At 40.8% G+C, this 17,730-nt stretch carries 17 protein-coding genes; 2 read left to right on the top strand and 15 right to left on the bottom strand.

What is annotated here, in order from left to right:
* Window positions 1-94: 94 nt before the first annotated feature.
* From SLH55_RS11150 to SLH55_RS11120, 7 genes are all read right to left on the bottom strand, one after another.
* Complete coding sequence (locus SLH55_RS11150; RefSeq protein WP_320323400.1) at window positions 95-1,216, bottom strand: CamS family sex pheromone protein; 1,122 nt, start codon at window positions 1,214-1,216, stop codon at window positions 95-97.
* A 180-nt stretch (window positions 1,217-1,396) separates the two neighbouring features.
* Window positions 1,397-1,618 carry a YneF family protein gene (locus tag SLH55_RS11145; protein ID WP_034759902.1) on the bottom strand — a complete coding sequence of 74 codons (222 nt, stop codon included), beginning with the start codon at window positions 1,616-1,618 and terminating at the stop codon, window positions 1,397-1,399.
* An 84-nt stretch (window positions 1,619-1,702) separates the two neighbouring features.
* Window positions 1,703-2,140, bottom strand: a complete 438-nt coding sequence (sirA, locus tag SLH55_RS11140) for a sporulation inhibitor of replication protein SirA (RefSeq protein ID WP_320323399.1) — start codon at window positions 2,138-2,140, stop codon at window positions 1,703-1,705.
* Window positions 2,141-2,405: 265 nt separating this feature from the next.
* A complete protein-coding gene (gene tkt, locus SLH55_RS11135) occupies window positions 2,406-4,412 on the bottom strand; it encodes a transketolase (protein ID WP_320323398.1) in 2,007 nt (668 codons plus the stop codon).
* A gap of 231 nt (window positions 4,413-4,643) precedes the next feature.
* On the bottom strand, window positions 4,644-4,877 hold the full coding sequence (locus SLH55_RS11130) for a DUF896 domain-containing protein (protein WP_320323397.1): 234 nt from the start codon (window positions 4,875-4,877) through the stop codon (window positions 4,644-4,646).
* Window positions 4,878-4,981: 104 nt separating this feature from the next.
* Window positions 4,982-5,632: a recombinase family protein gene (locus SLH55_RS11125; protein ID WP_219168751.1), complete on the bottom strand. Its 651-nt coding sequence runs from the start codon at window positions 5,630-5,632 to the stop codon at window positions 4,982-4,984.
* A gap of 11 nt (window positions 5,633-5,643) precedes the next feature.
* Complete coding sequence (locus tag SLH55_RS11120) at window positions 5,644-5,970, bottom strand: LysM peptidoglycan-binding domain-containing protein (protein ID WP_219168752.1); 327 nt, start codon at window positions 5,968-5,970, stop codon at window positions 5,644-5,646.
* Between the two features lie 156 nt (window positions 5,971-6,126).
* On the opposite strand from SLH55_RS11120, the gene lexA reads away from it, so the two are divergent.
* Entirely contained in the window at window positions 6,127-6,747 is a 621-nt protein-coding gene (lexA, locus tag SLH55_RS11115; RefSeq protein ID WP_206850846.1) for a transcriptional repressor LexA, read from the top strand.
* A 194-nt stretch (window positions 6,748-6,941) separates the two neighbouring features.
* Here lexA and glnA read toward each other — a convergent pair whose 3' ends face one another.
* The 4 genes from glnA to hflX form a co-directional block, all read right to left on the bottom strand.
* Complete coding sequence (gene glnA / locus SLH55_RS11110; RefSeq protein ID WP_219168753.1) at window positions 6,942-8,276, bottom strand: type I glutamate--ammonia ligase; 1,335 nt, start codon at window positions 8,274-8,276, stop codon at window positions 6,942-6,944.
* Window positions 8,277-8,312: 36 nt separating this feature from the next.
* The gene (locus SLH55_RS11105; protein WP_219168754.1) at window positions 8,313-8,729 is read right to left on the bottom strand and encodes a MerR family transcriptional regulator; all 417 of its coding nucleotides are present in this window, start codon (window positions 8,727-8,729) and stop codon (window positions 8,313-8,315) included.
* 148 nt (window positions 8,730-8,877) lie between these two features.
* Window positions 8,878-10,146, bottom strand: coding sequence for a methionine gamma-lyase family protein (locus SLH55_RS11100; RefSeq protein ID WP_320323396.1), 1,269 nt, complete (start codon window positions 10,144-10,146; stop codon window positions 8,878-8,880).
* Between the two features lie 18 nt (window positions 10,147-10,164).
* Entirely contained in the window at window positions 10,165-11,418 is a 1,254-nt protein-coding gene (gene hflX, locus SLH55_RS11095) for a GTPase HflX (RefSeq protein ID WP_320323395.1), read from the bottom strand.
* A 203-nt stretch (window positions 11,419-11,621) separates the two neighbouring features.
* Between hflX and SLH55_RS11090 the strand changes: the two genes are divergently transcribed.
* A complete protein-coding gene (locus tag SLH55_RS11090) occupies window positions 11,622-12,230 on the top strand; it encodes a trimeric intracellular cation channel family protein (RefSeq protein WP_219168757.1) in 609 nt (202 codons plus the stop codon).
* A gap of 50 nt (window positions 12,231-12,280) precedes the next feature.
* Here the strand turns inward: SLH55_RS11090 and spoVK are convergent, their stop codons facing one another.
* The 4 genes from spoVK to SLH55_RS11070 all read right to left on the bottom strand — a co-directional run bounded on the left by spoVK (window position 12,281) and on the right by SLH55_RS11070 (window position 17,695).
* Complete coding sequence (gene spoVK / locus SLH55_RS11085; protein ID WP_219168758.1) at window positions 12,281-13,225, bottom strand: stage V sporulation protein K; 945 nt, start codon at window positions 13,223-13,225, stop codon at window positions 12,281-12,283.
* Between the two features lie 375 nt (window positions 13,226-13,600).
* Window positions 13,601-13,837 carry an RNA chaperone Hfq gene (hfq, locus tag SLH55_RS11080; protein ID WP_219168759.1) on the bottom strand — a complete coding sequence of 79 codons (237 nt, stop codon included), beginning with the start codon at window positions 13,835-13,837 and terminating at the stop codon, window positions 13,601-13,603.
* 22 nt (window positions 13,838-13,859) lie between these two features.
* Complete coding sequence (gene miaA, locus SLH55_RS11075) at window positions 13,860-14,825, bottom strand: tRNA (adenosine(37)-N6)-dimethylallyltransferase MiaA (RefSeq protein WP_219168760.1); 966 nt, start codon at window positions 14,823-14,825, stop codon at window positions 13,860-13,862.
* Window positions 14,826-15,310: 485 nt separating this feature from the next.
* The gene (locus tag SLH55_RS11070; RefSeq protein ID WP_257475118.1) at window positions 15,311-17,695 is read right to left on the bottom strand and encodes a penicillin acylase family protein; all 2,385 of its coding nucleotides are present in this window, start codon (window positions 17,693-17,695) and stop codon (window positions 15,311-15,313) included.
* Window positions 17,696-17,730 lie beyond the last annotated feature (35 nt).

The raw sequence follows: 17,730 nt of genomic DNA, 5'->3' as shown, positions 1-17,730 counted from the left end.
GGAAATCAACAGCGGTGTAACACGTAATCTCATTGTTCGTCTTTAGAGTGTATAGATTTTGTTATGTCCCTGCCTCCTACTTATATTCTTACCCTTAGTGGATCTCTACAAATGGTTCCTGGTCTACTTCTTTGACAATGGTCGCTTTAAGACCCTTTGGTGTTTTCACGTATAGATAAACCGGTGTGTGAGGGAAGTAATCGACAATTTCAGGACCGATTGCCTGAGCAAACCCTATCAATTCGGTTTCTTTCACCATGCCGGTATGTACATCAATGACGAGTTTGTTTAACGAGTCTTTCTTATATAACCCTTTGCCGACAAATTCAATATCCTGATGTGAAAAGTATTTTGACACATAATCTTCAAGATCCCGGATTCGATTATATAGATCGCGGTCCTTCTCTTCCCCTTCATCACTTGGGAAGTAATAATATTTGTCGGATAAATCATCCCACTTTTTTATTCTGTTATCGTTCTCATCCAAATAGGTTGTTGCAATATAATTTCCTGAAACGACACTGTTTATTGGTTGCAGCTTGTAAATCGAAATCATGATCGGTACATTTTTTAATTCTTTTATCGCTTTTACCCTACCAGCAACTTTGGCAGCTATTTTTTTGCCGTATTCTTCCATCATTTTCTCATTTATTTTGGCTTCATCGAAGTGCATAAGCTTCTGATCATCTTCCACACGGATATAATCCACAGAATTCATGGCAAGCCCCAGTGAGATCCCTTTAATTTTACCTTCTGAATCTACATAATTCTGTTCATGAATATACGCCAGGTACATAGGATTATTCTTCTCAAGCTCCATCTGCTGTTCCCATGTCATATCGTCTGTAATCTTCAATGGAGGGTTAAGTCCTGATTTATTGGATTTGGATTCCCTTCCTAACCATGAACTCAATTTCTTTAAGTATTGCCCCTCTTGATAAACATATTTTTCAGGCGAAAAATGCTCAGTGGACAATGACATTAGCCCCGTCTCTATTTCATCCATATCACTTCGATTATTAATTGTCATGGTAATCAAACCGCGATTCACCGATTTTTTTTCTTTATCTACGTTATAATTTAAATACTCCCGTGCATCACTTGCTGCACTATTTTGAATTTCAAGCGTTTCTTCATCGATCACTTCTTGAGGCTTGTTGCTGCATCCGGCGACAAGAATCAAAAGAGACAGTGAAACAATACTCCATTTTTTCATATATGACTCCCTCCGGACTATATTTTATCATATATTTTATTTCAACCTGAGGGATAATGTTTAAGTTTTTATAATTCCATAAAAATAATTCCATTATCCTAACGGAACGAATTGGGCGGCACTACCATCAGCATTCCCGATCAATAGAAAAAGCACTCATCACCTGAGTGCTTTCATCTATTACTTCATGTTCTTATTCATTGCATTCATCATTTGATTGATTTTCTTCTGGGATGGTTTTTGCCCCATTTGCATCATCATCATGCGTAACATTTGCTCGTTAATTGGTGGATTTTTCTTAAGGTAGCTCATCATATATTTACGAGCAATGAAAAATCCTAGTGCAACTCCAGCAAGCAGTGCCAGAACTCCTACTAGAATGAGTAATCCAGTCGTTCCCATATTCTTACTTCCTCCTTCGTGTTGTCCTTCTAAAAGTGTACTAAACCCTGAAACATTATACAATATTTTGGTCAAAATTTCATATTAATATATAAACTTTCTTTGCTTTATTGGTTTTAACCAGCCAAATTGTTCATTTTTTATATCGATTGCCAATAACTGGCCCATATTTCTCCGTAAAATTTCAAAGAAGATATACTCTGATATATCTTGCCCCCACGCATGCAAAGTCATAGACTTTTCATTTAGAACTAGGGTGGCACCCGATTCCTCTTTTTCAATAGTGGCCACGGAGTCAATCCAGGCTGCACCTTCAACTTTCATCATTTCTTGCTTAAGAAGCCTCTGTGTAGGAAGGTATGGAATAGGCTTCGTAATGTAATCTACTTGTTTTGAGACAATATCATGTTGATCCCCTGTACTCGATTCCCAATCAGAAAATAACTGATAGAACATTCTCTCCCGACCATAATAGTGCTGTACAAACAATTCTTCAATCCAATAGATTTGATAATTTCGCACCATTTCTCCCTCCTACCTTTCTTTTATATAGTATAAATCAACTAGAAGGGAGTCATTGTCATAAATTGTTGAAAATCTGCACTAGTTTTGTCGAAGGCATTCTACCTAAAGATTAATTGGAAGATTATTCGTATAAGAGTTACTTACCCATCATCCATTCTTTTCAAAACATACAACTCAAAGAAAAGCATGATCCTACAAAGCGAGGATGTATATAAAAAGGCCAACTCCTTAAAGAGTCTAAGGAGCTGACCTTATGCATTGACTATTGCTGAAGTAAAGCTTTGATTCTTGATACAACATTTTCAGAAGTGAAGCCATACTCTTCCATGACTTTCGCTCCTGGAGCAGACGCACCATAACCATTTATCGCCAAGATGTCGCCTTCATCCCCAACATAGCGATCCCAGCCCATCGGAGAGCCCATTTCAATTGCCAGACGTTTTTTAACGCTCTTAGGTAGTATGGATTCTTTATATTCTTTTGATTGCTTCTCAAATCGGTCCCAAGATGGCATGCTCACAACGGACACGCTGATACCGTCCTTTTCAAGGGCATTCTGTGCTTCTACAGCGAGATGCACTTCGGATCCGGTAGCAATCAGGAGGGCATCCGGCTGATCTTTGCCAGAAGCTGAAACCACATAGGCTCCTTTATCCACCCCGTTATAAGCTTTATCGGCCGTGCCTTTAAGAGTTGGCAGATCCTGACGAGATAGAACTAACATCGTCGGTTGATCCTTAGACTCTAAAGATAACTTCCAGGCAGCTGCGACTTCATTACCGTCACCCGGGCGGATAACAGAAAGATTTGGCATTGCACGAAGGGATGCAAGTTGTTCTACAGGTTCATGTGTTGGACCGTCTTCACCGACAGCGATACTGTCATGTGTAAATACATACGTGACAGGTAAGCCCATTAGAGCAGCTAAGCGGATAGCAGGTCTTAAATAGTCACTGAATACGAAGAATGTTCCACCGAATACGTGGAGACCCCCGTGAAGAGCCATTCCATTCATGGCAGCACCCATACCGAATTCACGGACACCGAACCAAATATTACGTCCTTCATATGATTCAGGCATGAAGTCCTTCTCGTCTTTAATCATTGTTTTGTTCGAACCAGCAAGGTCAGCGGATCCACCGATGAATGAAGGAAGATTTTTAGCAATGGCATTCAACACTTCCCCGGAAGAAGCGCGGCTGGCCAGTGCTTTTCCTTCTTCATAAACAGGGATATCCTTATCCCATCCCTGTGGAAGTTCCCCTTTAATGGCTGCTTCTAATTGGGTAGCCAATTCAGGATGTTCCTCTTTATACTTGATGAACAGATTTGCCCAATCCTGTTCTTTCTCAGAACCGGCTTGTTGAATCTTTTCTTCGAAACGGCTGTACACTTCAGCAGGAACATGAAAATCCTGCTCGAACGTCCACTGGTAAGCTTCTTTCGTTAGCTTCATTTCATCTTCCCCTAGTGGAGCACCGTGTACCGCAGATTTACCTGATTTATTTGGGGCGCCGTATCCTATTACCGTTTTTACTTCAATCATTGTCGGGCGTGTTGTATCCCCTTGAGCCTCTTCGATAGCTCTTGAGATTTCTTCGAGATCATTTCCATCTTCAACGCGGATGTACTGCCAGCCATATGATTCAAAACGTCCCTTAACGCTTTCAGAGAAAGATTTATCAAGATCTCCATCCAGGGAAATATCGTTTGAATCATATAGAACAACAAGTCGACCTAACTTTAAGTGAGCAGCCAATGAAGCGGCTTCAGAAGAAACACCCTCCATTAAATCTCCATCACCACAAATTGAGTATGTAAAGTGATCAACCATATTGTATTGGTCCTTGTTGTATGTAGTGGCCAAATGTCTTTCGGCTAAAGCCATACCTACAGCCATCGCAATCCCTTGACCAAGTGGTCCTGTCGTTGCTTCCACACCTGCAGTATGCTTATACTCAGGATGTCCAGGGGTTTTACTTCCCCATTGGCGGAATTCTTTAAGGTCCTCCATGGACACATCATATCCAGAAAGATGAAGCAGGCTATATAATAGCATTGATCCATGACCTGCGGATAAAACAAAGCGATCACGATTGAACCATTCAGGATTTTTAGGATTATGATTCATGAATCTTGTCCATAGGGCATACGCCATCGGAGCTGCTCCCATAGGCATACCCGGGTGACCGGAACCTGCTTTTTCAATTGCATCGATTGATAATGTACGAATTGTATTAATTGCTAATTGATCTGTGTTATCAAACATATGTCAGACATCCTTCCTTTTAATGTACCTTATTAATATTAATCTTCTTTGATAGTTTATACAACTATCTTGAATGATAACATGACTTTATCACCGTTGAAAAACAAAAACCCTTGTAAAAGTAATCATGATTCCCTTTTTCAAAAGCAAATGCAATCACCTAAAAGGGAGCTGTGAGTGAATCAATGCAAAAAGCTGACAAGTCTTTTAATGGGACTGTCAGCTTTTAGATTAGTGCATTTTCTTTTTGGTTTGTATATCTTGAATTTTTTTTGGTGTAACCTCATTGCCTTCCGGATCGAAAATCCTTGTATTTTCGATTGTTCCTTTCATTGACTGACGGAACGTTTCAAGATATTCTTTTCTAAGCTTGGTCTGTTCCTTTGCTTCTTGTTCAGTAAGACCACTGCTCTTTGACTTTTTGGCAAGCTCGTTGATACGGTTCATTTTTATTTTTGAAAGCATCTATAAAAACTCCTTTATTGCTTAGTCGGCATACGATAGAATTTAACTTAAAATGTACAGTATTCTATCGTCATGTTACTAGATTAAAGGAGATAAAACAAGGGTTAAGCCTCATCAAGGGACGTCATATATTCCTTAAAACGTCTGTGCACCGTAGCTTTAGAGACATCATAGCCAAACCCCCTTAAGGTAGCGGCAATCTCTGCAAACGTTAATTCATTCTTCCTTAATCGTACTATTTCCCCAACCGGAACTTCAATTCGTTCCCTGCCATCTATGTTCCCTTTGTTCTTTAAGTTTTTATGTGGTTGAAAACCATTTTCCACAGCCCTTTTCATACCTCTTTTGATTTTTAAATTATGAAGTTTCCTTTGATATTCTTCTACCATACTGACAATGTTAATGACCATAGAATCAGATTCGGACAAGTGAAGTTCCCCATTATGGGTATGGCTGATGATCTTTACACCCTCTTTTAACAAGCAGTGAATAAGGGCTATTTTTGCATTTCCCCTGCCGATCCTCGTCTCATCTTGAATGAAGACAGCTTCAATGCTATCGTCTTTCACCCTGTCCAATAGTTCTAATACACCTGGACGATCCAATTCAAATCCGCTGGCTTGGTCTTTAATTACTGCCACTATATCAGAATGATACTCCTGTGCTAATTTTATCAGCTCTATTTCCTGCCGCTCCAGGGATGTCTCCTGTGAATCTTTCTTTGTACTTACCCTGCAGTATATTACAGCTTTCATCTTCTATCCCTCTATTCTTCATTCATTACCAGTTCGTAGTCTGATTGTGTTGATATGGTTGGGTTTTCTATTGGTAGTACAAGTGAATCACCCGGCTTAATGGAAAACGAGGTTAATTCATTTTCCTCTCCCACCCAGGCGATAAATTCTTCCACTGTCATAGAATATTCTTCATTATACTGTTTGGCAATAGTCCAAAGAGTGTCTCCATCCTTGACGGTGATACTTTGATATGAAGGCTGATTGGCTGTGTTGATGACTAAATAGGCAGCTGATAAAAGAACTAAAGCAATAAATATGATTATGTATGAGAATCGAGACCAGATATGTGTTAACATAAAATTACCCCCTATACGAATGTTTGTTCTGTTTCGATATGATCATTGTAATACGAACATCCGTTTGGTGTCAATGAAAATTCGAACTTATGTTTGTATCAATGGAAGAGACATGCTATAATGGGAACATAAGATCTATAATAGAGGTGCGTGAACATGACAAAATTGTCTAAAAGACAGCAAGACATACTCGAATATATTAAAATATCAGTTAGAGAAAAAGGCTATCCGCCTTCCGTACGTGAAATCGGCGAAGCCGTCGGTCTTGCTTCTAGTTCCACCGTACACGGACATTTGGCCAGGCTTGAAAGTAAAGGTCTGATTCGGCGCGATCCCACTAAACCAAGGGCTATTGAAATTCTGGACTTAGATGAGGATACGATACCTCGACAAAGAGTAGTGAATGTTCCACTAATCGGGAAGGTCACCGCAGGTCAACCCATCACAGCAGTGGAAAATGTGGAAGAATTCTTCCCCCTACCCGAACGGATGGCACCTTCGGATGAACAGGTTTTCATGTTGGAAATCATGGGGGACAGTATGATTGAAGCCGGGATCCTCGACGGGGATTTTGTCATTGTACGCCAACAACAAACAGCGAATAACGGGGATATTGTCGTAGCCATGACGGATGAAGACGAGGCAACAGTTAAACGTTTCTTTAAAGAGCGTGATTACGTCCGGCTTCAACCTGAAAACTCAACTATGGAACCGATCATACTCCGAAACGTTTCCATTTTAGGCAAAGTGGTTGGTGTGTATCGTCAAGTACATTAACAGTCATATCCCGCATGCATCATGCCTAAAGCTTTACGATCAATAATAACCATTAATAAATCCGGGAATGGAGCTGATCAGTGCTCCATTCCCGGATTTTTCGATCTATCTTCACTTTAAGAACTTAATCTACGAACAGTCTGTTTCCGGAAAGATAAAACCCCCGACACCTAAAGTGTCGGGGGTTCTTGTTATTAATACATTTGGATATATTGCTCGCGCTCCCAAGGATGTACTTGTGTACGGAACATATCCCATTCGATTTCTTTCGCTTCCACGAAGTGTTCGAAGATGTGTTCTCCAAGAGATTTAACGATTACTTCATTTGTTTTAAGAGTTTCAAGAGCAGCATGCAATGTTGCCGGTAGATCTACGATACCTGCTTCTTCACGCTCTTTTTTGTCCATAACATAGATGTTGCGGTCAATCGGCTTAGGAGCTGGCAGATTGTTCTTCACGCCATCTAATCCTGCTGCCAGTAATACAGCCATTGCCAGGTAAGGGTTTGCCGCAGGATCGACACTGCGCACTTCAACACGTGTACTTAATCCACGAGAAGCCGGAATACGGATTAAAGGGCTTCGGTTACGTGCAGACCATGCAACATAACAAGGTGCTTCGTATCCTGGAACTAGACGCTTGTATGAGTTGACAGTTGGATTTGTAATTGCCGTAAAAGCAGTAGCATGCTTAATGATACCAGCCAGGAATTGGCGGGCAGTATCACTTAGTTGCAAATCACCTTTTTCATCAAAGAAAGAGTTGACACCGTTTTTGAATAGTGACATATTACAGTGCATTCCTGAACCGTTCACTCCAAATAATGGTTTTGGCATGAAGGTTGCGTGTAAACCATGTTTACGTGCAATCGTTTTAACCACTAATTTAAATGTTTGAATATCGTCACAAGCCTTTAAGGCATTTGCATACTTGAAGTCAATTTCATGCTGACCAGGTGCTACTTCATGGTGAGATGCTTCGATTTCAAAGCCCATCTCTTCTAATTCTAAAGCGATATCACGACGGCAGTTTTCCCCTAGATCGGTAGGAGCTAAATCGAAATAACCACCATTATCGTTTAATTCTAATGTAGGTTCACCATTAACATCTAATTTAAAGAGGAAGAATTCCGGCTCAGGTCCAAGATTGAAGTCAGTAAACCCTAGCTCTTCCATTTCACCTAAGATACGTTTTAGGTTGTTACGAGGATCACCCTCGAATGGAGTGCCATCCGGATTGTAAATATCACAGATCAATCGGGCCACTTTTCCTTTTTCAGCTGTCCATGGGAAAACCAACCATGTATCCAAATCAGGGAAAAGATACATATCCGATTCTTCAATACGAACGAATCCTTCGATTGAAGAACCATCAAACATCATCTTGTTATCCAATGCTTTTTCAAGCTGACTTAAAGGGATTTCTACGTTCTTTATCGTCCCTAAAATGTCAGTGAATTGTAGTCGAATGAACTTTACTCCTTCTTCATTCGCTAATCTTAACACATCATCTCTAGTATACTTTGCCATTTACGTAATTCCTCCTCAAGTTTATTAAAGGTTTATTTAATGAAAAAAGCGTGACATATCACCTTGACGAAGGGATGATCGATTGAATCGACCGGAATGCATTAATTCATTTCGAAGCAATTTACGCAGCTCATCGTCAGATAGATCCTGTCGTGCCTTTTCTTCCTTTTCATTACTTACGTCAGATACTACTTTGTTTTCATTATGACTGGACACAGAAAAAATCTTTTTAATTCCGGCCATGTTGATACCTTGATCTAACAGATCCTTTACTTCTAATAACTTATCAATGTCATTCAAGGAAAAGAGCCGGCGATTCCCTTCAGTTCGTGCAGGGTTTATCAGCTGGTGCTCTTCATAGTATCGAATCTGACGAGCCGTTAAGTCCGTGAGCTGCATGACAATACTAATAGGAAATAATGCCATCGTTCGACGAATTTCATTACCGCTCATCTTGATTCCTCCTTTTGTTTTCCTTCTTGAGTATATTATATGTAATGTCAGGAGTTCTGTCAATCAAATGTTAGCTTTTCTTACATAAGTAATCATTAGAAAAGGATAGTCGACTTTAGACTATCCAATTACTTCTTTATTATCCTTTTCAAATGGTGATTAAACCTTTTTGGATTAACTTGTCTATTGCCGAGCAAACAGCGATTTTGACATGTGAATAAGTCAATCCACCTTGAACATAGGCAACATATGGAGGTCTAATCGGTCCATCAGCTGATAATTCAATGCTCGATCCTTGAATAAACGTTCCCGCCGCCATAATGACGTCGTCCTCATAACCAGGCATATAGTTTGGATATGGAGTGAAATGTGAATTGATTGGAGAGGCAAACTGAATAGCTTGACAAAATGCAATCATTTTATCTCGATCATCGAATTGCACCGACTGGATTAAATCTGTACGAACGGCAAATGGTGAAGGATCAGTGTTCATCCCGATCTCTGTTAAAAGTGCCGATGTGAAGACAGCACCCTTCAGTGATTGCGCCACCACATGCGGTGCCAGAAAGAATCCTTGATACATCTCCTGCAGACTGTACAGGGATGCTCCCGCTTCCGCACCGATTCCGGGAGAAGTCATCCGGAATGAACAGGCTTCTACGTATTCATTCTTACCAACGATGTAGCCTCCTGTCTTAGCCAGACCTCCTCCGGGATTTTTGATGAGGGAACCGGCTATGAGATCTGCACCGACATGACAAGGCTCGAGTTCCTCTACAAATTCACCGTAGCAGTTATCTACAAACACAACGATTTCAGGGTTGATTTCTTTAATGAAGTTGATCATTTCCTTTATTTCTTCTATTGTAAATGAAGGTCGATTAGCATAGCCTTTAGAGCGCTGAATTCCCACCATTTTCGTTTTAGTAGATATCGTCTTTGATACCGCTTCAAAATCGACTTTTCCTGACTGATCTAAATCGACACTTTGATAGCCAATCTGGAAGTCCTTGAGAGATCCTGTCCCCTCTCCCCGTATACCGACAATTTCCTCAAGTGTGTCATAAGGCTTCCCTGTAATGTAAATAAGTTCATCACCAGGTCGAAGCACCCCAAACAACGCGATGGAGATCGCATGTGTACCGGAAATGATTTGAGGCCTTACAAGACCCGCCTCTCCCCCGAATACATCAGCGTAAATACTTTCCAACGTGTCTCTCCCGGCATCGTCATATCCGTATCCAGTTGACGGGATAAAATGAGAATCACTCACCCGGTGTTTTTGAAAAGATCTTAGAACGTTGAATTGGTTACTTTCAGCACGTTCGTCGATTTGTTTGTGTATCTCCTTGATGTCAGACTCTACTTTGGATACCAGCGGTTTTAATGTAGTTCCGTTTACTAAATGTTCAAACATAAGATTTTTGTTCCCCTTTTACCTATGAAATTTCTTGATGCTTCCTGCAACTGGGTGGTCCTCAAGATGAAATCCGGTCAATTCATATACAGTACGTTCTTCCAGGAATTCCAATTTCCTTAAAATGGTTTCACTCTTCAACTGTGAAAGGAGTTTTCCTTCATCAGCCGGAATAAACGCATGATAAGGTACCATATGTGTTTTCACGATATCTTCTATTTTTAATAATAGCTTTCCTCGATCTCTTTCGCTTAAGGCACTGATCAGGATGCAGTCCGATTCCCCGGCAGGCACAAATTCCGGGATCATAGAATCCCTCTTATTATATACCGTTAATTGTGGCAAACCGTCCATATTCAAATCCTCCAATAAAGATTGAACAGTCTTTTCATGCTGACTGTAATCAGGATTGGAACTATCTACTATATGAAGCAGAAGGTCAGCTTCTTTCACCTCTTCAAGGGTGGACCTGAATGCCGCGATCAAAGAGGTCGGTAAATCTTGAATAAATCCTACCGTATCTGTAAGTAACGTGTGATAGCCGCAGGGTAACGTCATTTTCCTGGTCATAGGATCCAATGTAGCGAATAATTGATTTTCTTCATACGAATCTGCCATAGAAACTCTATTGAACAATGTGGACTTACCAGCGTTCGTATACCCCACGAGAGCGATTTGAAAGGCTTTATTACGTTTTCTTCGTTCCCGGTATCGTTCTCTATGATCCACAATCGTTTGTAAATGCTTCTTGATTTCATCGATTCTCCGGTGAATATGACGTCGGTCGCTTTCAAGCTTCGTCTCACCCGGTCCCCTCGTTCCGATCCCTCCTCCCAATCTTGAAAGGGATGCTCCCTGACCGATTAATCTCGGAAGCAGGTATTGAAGCTGAGCAAGTTCTACTTGTAATTTCCCCTCTCTTGAACGGGCCCTACCGGCGAAAATATCCAGTATCAGCTGGGTTCGGTCAATTACCCTCGCACCTAACTCACTCGATAAGTTCCTTATCTGACTGGGAGATAATTCATCATTAAAAATGATGATATCCGGTTCAAGCTGTTCTTCTAAAAGAATCAGTTCTTCCACTTTTCCTTTTCCTATATATGTACTCGGGTGTATCCGGTCGCGCTTTTGTGTGATGGTAGCGATAACCTTACCTTGAGCGGTTTCAGTTAGATCTTCAAGCTCTCTTAAACTATATTGAAAACGCAAGTCATCTTCTTCCAGCTGACACCCAACCAGTATGACTTTTTCAATCGCTTCATTCTTCAATGATCATCCTTCTTTCTTTCCTTTTCATTCTATTTCTCATCATATCAAATCCTCCCCGTAAACTCTATGTAAAAAGGAATGAAAAATGGTTGCAAATAAGCACATACGTGTTAAAATCAGTATGTTTGATTATGACATAACACCACTTCAAGATTCTACATAGTGGCATGTAGCATATTGTAATAGGGTGAGGAGGAATGTGTATGACGTGGGAAGTACTGAGTATCATCGGTACCATTGCTTTTGCTATTTCAGGAGCTATCATCGCCATGGAAGAGGAATATGATATCCTCGGTGTTTATATATTAGGGATTGTTACTGCCTTCGGTGGGGGAGCCATTCGGAATTTACTGATCGGTGTACCGGTATCTGCACTTTGGGAACAAGGAATGCTGTTTCAGATTGCCCTTCTTTCTATAACAGCCGTATTCCTATTTCCTAACAATCTCTTAAAACATTGGAGAAGATGGGGAAATTTCTTTGATGCCATCGGTCTCTCCGCTTTTGCGATACAAGGGGCATTATATGCCTCTCAGATGAACCATCCCATCAGCGCGATTATCGTTGCTGCCGTGTTGACAGGGAGTGGCGGGGGAATCATCCGTGATCTTCTGGCAGGCCGTAAGCCTTTAGTTCTGAGATCTGAAATATATGCTGTGTGGGCCGTTCTTTGTGGAGCCGCAATAGGACTTGGCGTTGTTCATACTGCGTTGGAGTTGTATTCCTTATTCGTCATTACGACGGCTTTGCGCGTTCTTTCCTATCTATATAAATGGAGGCTTCCGAATCGGAGTTTACGCGCCCATGTATAAAAAAACAATGCATTCAAATTTGAATGCATTGTTTTTTGATTATCATTTATTTATTCTGAGGACTTCGTAAATACGAGATCGTTACTCCGAATGGTTAACAGATCATGCCGATCAAAACAATTCTCCAGCAAGAGTCTCATCGCCTGAGCCCTAATCGATTTTTCAAGTATATTTCGAACATATCTGCCATTGGAAAATGCCACTGGAGTTAGAGTATTTTTAGCTACATTCAAATGTTCGCGAATTTTCCTTTCTGCATCATGACTCAACAAATATTGCTTCTCATCCAGCATTCTCTTACCGATTTCCATCAGCTGATCAACTGAATAGTCAGGAAAGTGAAACACAAGGGGAAATCGTGATTGAAGACCTGGATTCAATGTGAGAAAGTGCTCCATTTCTCTCGAATAACCTGCCAGAATCAAGATGAAATCATGCTGCTTATCTTCCATATGCTTCACAAGTGTATCAATTGCCTCTTTTCCAAAATCCTTCTCTCCACCTCTTCCAAGCGAATAAGCCTCATCGATGAATAGAATGCCGCCTAAAGCCTTTTTCACCAAATCCCGTGTCTTCTGTGCCGTATGACCAATATATTCACCGACAAGGTCAGCCCTCTCTGCCTCGATCAAATGCCCTTTCGAAAGAACATTCATTTTCAAGAAGAGTTTCCCTATAATTCTTGCCACAGTTGTTTTACCTGTACCCGGATTACCTTTGAACATCATATGGAGAGCCTGTTTTCCAGCTTTCAGGCCCATAGCTTCCCGTTTTTTATTTACATATATCCATGCATATATCTCTTTCACCATTTTCTTCATGTCTTCCATCCCAACAAGAGAGCCAAGTTCTTCTTCGATTTCTTTCAATGCCATGTGCTCTTGAGGGAGGGATTGAGGGACTGATTCCAGCGTTTCTCTTATTGAACTCCTTTTTTGAGAATTAAGTACAATGCTGATTTGACCGTTATTTTTCATTCTCATAGGTTGATCCAAACATTTCACCTCACCATTCTGAAAACCATATCCGCATATAGACTATAAGGGAAGGATACGATTGCTATTCTACGTTGATTTTTTTCGACAAATAAAAAGAATCCTGTCTATTCCTGCGCTTTCCCGAGAAATAAATAGAATTACGTTGCGAATAAATGGTTTGTGCTGTACCTTTCGTTTATCAATTAACCTGTGTGATTTATTTCCAATCACCCGATCTTCAGATTTCAAGGTTCATTCTTTATTCATGGTAGCAATAAAAACGCCTCTCTTATCATCCTATTCACTTATAGAGCATTTCATTAATTATTCTTGCGCTTATCACAATCTCCATAATATAAAAAGCTGCCACAAGTGGCAGCTTTAGCATAAATCTTAATTCGTTTGTTCTTCAAAATTTATTTGAACATTTCGCTGTGGTGCGAATGTTGAGATGGCATGTTTGTATACCAGTTGCTGTTTACCTTCCGTTTCAAATAGGACGGTAAAATTATCAAACCCTTTTACTTGCCCACGGATCTGGAAGCCGTTTAAAAGGAATACCGTTACGAGTGAACTGTCTTTTCGCAATTGATTCAGGAATTGATCTTGGATATTAATGGATTGTTTCATGGTTAGTCCTCCTCTTCTATCTCTACATTAACTTATTCGACTTTAATTGAAGCTTTCCTGCAATAAATTCTGAAATGTCTTCAATAATTTTGGCATGCTTACTTTCTTCTGACATATCAAACCAGGCTACTTCCATTTTATTTCTGAACCAGGTGAGTTGACGCTTAGCGTACCTCCTGGAGTTTTGCTTAAGATTTTCAATTGCCTGAACCAGGCTAATGGTACCATCAAAGTAATCATAAAGCTCTTTATAACCAATTGCCTGGACTGACTGAACATCCTTCACGCCTTCATCGAATAGTCCTTTCACTTCATCCAGGAGACCCTGATTCATCATAAGGTCTACTCGATAGTTTATTCTCTTATATAACAGTTCCCTATCCATGGTTAAACCAATCAACGCTACATCGTACTGCAGCTCATGTGTTTGGTTTTCCTGAAACTCACTCATAGTTTTACCGGTACAATGAAAAATCTCCAGAGCACGGATGACACGTCGTGTATTATTTGGATGAATATTACCAGCCGACGAAGGATCTACCTCGGTAAGCTTATGATGAAGCCATTCGGATCCATGTTTTTCAAGCTCTGCTTCTAATTCTGTCCGATACTTTTCATCCCCTGGTGTTTCTGTAAATTGATAATCATATAGGACCGATTGTATGTAAAGCCCCGTTCCTCCAACAATCAAAGGGACTTTCCCCCGTGAATGAATCTCGGATATCTTCTTCCTTACAAGTTGCTGAAACTCGGCCACAGAAAATGATTCTTCAGGGTTTTTAATATCGATCAAGTGATGGGGCACGCCTTCCATCTCGTCATTGGTGATTTTTGCGGTCCCTATGTCCATTTTTCTATATATTTGCATGGAATCACCACTTATGATTTCTCCACCAAACCTTTTAGCAAGCTCAATACTCGTCTTGGTTTTCCCTACTGCAGTGGGGCCTATAAGGACAATCACTTTCTCTTTTACCAAATTTGTCATGTATTCACTGCTTTCTATGTAAATATCTCTTTACATATTATCGTACCATAATAATAGAGGGGATGAAATCACATCTTGTCAGTATGTCCGTTTCCATGCGTTTTATTCCAACTATCATGTATTCTATGAAGAGAATGTACCCTTTTTTGTCTTTACTAAAACGTCATAAAGAGGCTGGGATATAACTAAATCGATACATTCTAATGACGAACAATGAGATCACGTGTTACACCACTGCCCGATTTCGTGCAAGACTCCGCTTTCCTCGGGCTAGCCTCCTCACAGCTTTCGCTCCTCGAGGGGTCTCACCTATTCCGCTTTTCCCGCAGGAGTCTACATCTTGCACTCCAATCAACAGCTAGAACCTGCTTAATGCATGGATTAAGCTTTAGCACTTAAAAATTAAAATACTAATAATTTAGAGTTTTGTTAAATCGATGTTCGAATTTTTCCTATCTGAAACCTTTTTGTCCCAGCCTCTATGTTTATTCCGGCTTCATGATCAAATGATCACCTCCGGACTTTTCAAGGGAGGTCTTATGATATTCTCCCTTTACCCAAGCGTCAATTTGATTTTGGTACCACTCACTTTTGTAGTGACCTGCCTGTCCTGGACCTACAATATGATATCCATTGTCCATATCCGCAGTATCAATCACAAATCTCCAGGAAGCACCGTGATTGACAATTCCTTCGTCATTATAACTTGCGGCCTCGACTGTCACCCTGCTTCCTCCCACAGGGATAGGCTCTTTAGCGTTCAAGAACTTTTTAAGGATAGGAGAGGCACTTGATAATGGATGTTCGAAATACACTTTATGATACATCCCCCATTCCCATTCATCCATCGAAGTTCCATATGCATCTTCAAGCTCACTCAGAGCCTTTGTGAGTGACGCAGCCACAAATGATTCGTATCCGCCTCGATCCTCAAACCATTTTGACTCTTTCCCAGCGTGTGCTTTACGAATGAGTTCATCGACAACACTTTGGCGTCCTTCAAACAGTTTCATCATTTCTTTCGGTACCTCTTTTTGAAAGAGCCCAGTTGAGATTTCATTCATCCATTGATGAAAGATCAAGGGAGCTGCTGAATCTTTATCGTCTAGATAATTCCATGAGTTTAAAATCTCAAGAGCATCTGATTGTTCAGCGGTCATCGTAATTTTTTCTAAATCTCCAGTCAGCATAGGAACAAATTCCCTGGCGTGTAAATTCTTTTGATCCATTTGCAGGTTTTCCATATCTTTAAGAGTCAGTTTATTTTTATCTTTCAAGTATTCTGAGATTCTCATATAGCGATATGGTTGTGCCCAATGATGACTAATATGGTATGGATAATCATCTGTCACAACCTTATTATTCGCTGTCGCTAAAAATCCTGCTTCAGGGTTGATCACTTTCGGAAGTTCATCAAATGGTATAAAGCCCTGCCACTCATAATCAGGGTCCCAGCCTGGAACGGGAAGTAGTCCATCCCCTTTCTTCCTGATTGGAATTTTCCCATTTGCTTTGTATGCGATCGTGCCATCCTTAGAAGCAAATACAAAATTTTGTGTGGGAACATGAAAGTCCTTCAAAGCCTCTTCGAATTCAGCCCAATTGTTTGCTCTATTGATATTGATGATAGCAGAGAGTTCAAGACTTGGATCCAATGCTGTCCATCGCATTGCCATGACCTGCCCTGACTCCTGTTGATGGGCAAACTCCGAAATCACAGGCCCATGCCTCGTTATGGTTACTGTATAAGGTATGGTCTCACTATCCTTTACTTTAATCGGTTCTTGTACAATAGTCGCCTTTTCCCACTTTCCATCATACAAAAACAGATCTGGATCCTCTTCATTCCGTTTCTCTATATACAAGTCCTGAACGTCCGGCCCCGTGTTCGTGACACCCCATGCTATTTGTTCATTGTGACCGAGGATGATCCCTGGAATACCTGCGAAAATCACCCCACTCACATTCACATCCGGGGATTCCAGGTGCATCTGATACCATATGGAAGGAGTACCTAATGAAAGATGAGGATCATCAGCAAGTAACGGCTTGCCATTCTCTGTCTTTTCTCCACTTACCACCCAATTATTGCTTCCGTTAAACTCAGGGGGGATAACCGCTGCTGCAAAGGATTTCTCCAAATCTACCTGACTCTCACCTATATCTGATAGAATGGTAGGCGCTCCGTCAGGATAGGAAGGAAATAAATCATACGCCTTCTCCTTCGGAAGATTTTCGAGTGCCCAATATCTGAAAGCCTGCCCCTGCCAATGACCTCCTAAATCAAAAGCCATGTATTTACCAATCGTCAGTGAATCGATGGGAGTCCATTCTTCAGGCTTATACCCCAAGAGAGTAAATTCGACAGGGAGCCTGCCCTTGTCTGCGGCTTCTTCCATATAGGCATTGACTCCATCGGCATACCATTCAAGAAGCTGTTTTGCTTCATCGGGATATGCGGTAAAGGAAACTTCCGCTGCCCTTCTCAAGCCAAATGTCCGGAAGAATTTGTCCCGGTCCACAGCCTTCTCACCTACGACCTCACTTAATCTTCCCGAAGCCTGCCGCCTGCTTAGATCCATTTGGAATAAGCGATCCTGAGCCTGAACATATCCTTGAGCCATATAGAGGTCTTTATCATTTTGAGCATGAATATGCGGTACACCGTCTTTATCCCTTACTACTTCCACAACATCTGATAAACCGCTCAACGATATGGTACCTGATGTAACTGGAAGGGACCTGTCGATATAATAGTTTACAAAGATTAATAGTCCAAGCAGGAGAAATAAAATACTTCCTGCAGTCCACAATGTAATGGTAAGACGCTTATTCTTTTTCTGTTTCTGAAGCTCAATGCCTCCATTCATTTCATTTCCCCCTAAATTATATATAGAATTTTCTG

The sequence above is a fragment of the Rossellomorea sp. YZS02 genome, from assembly GCF_033963925.1.
Lineage (GTDB): Bacteria > Bacillota > Bacilli > Bacillales > Bacillaceae_B > Rossellomorea.
This window is presented reverse-complemented; position numbering and strand designations above follow the sequence as displayed.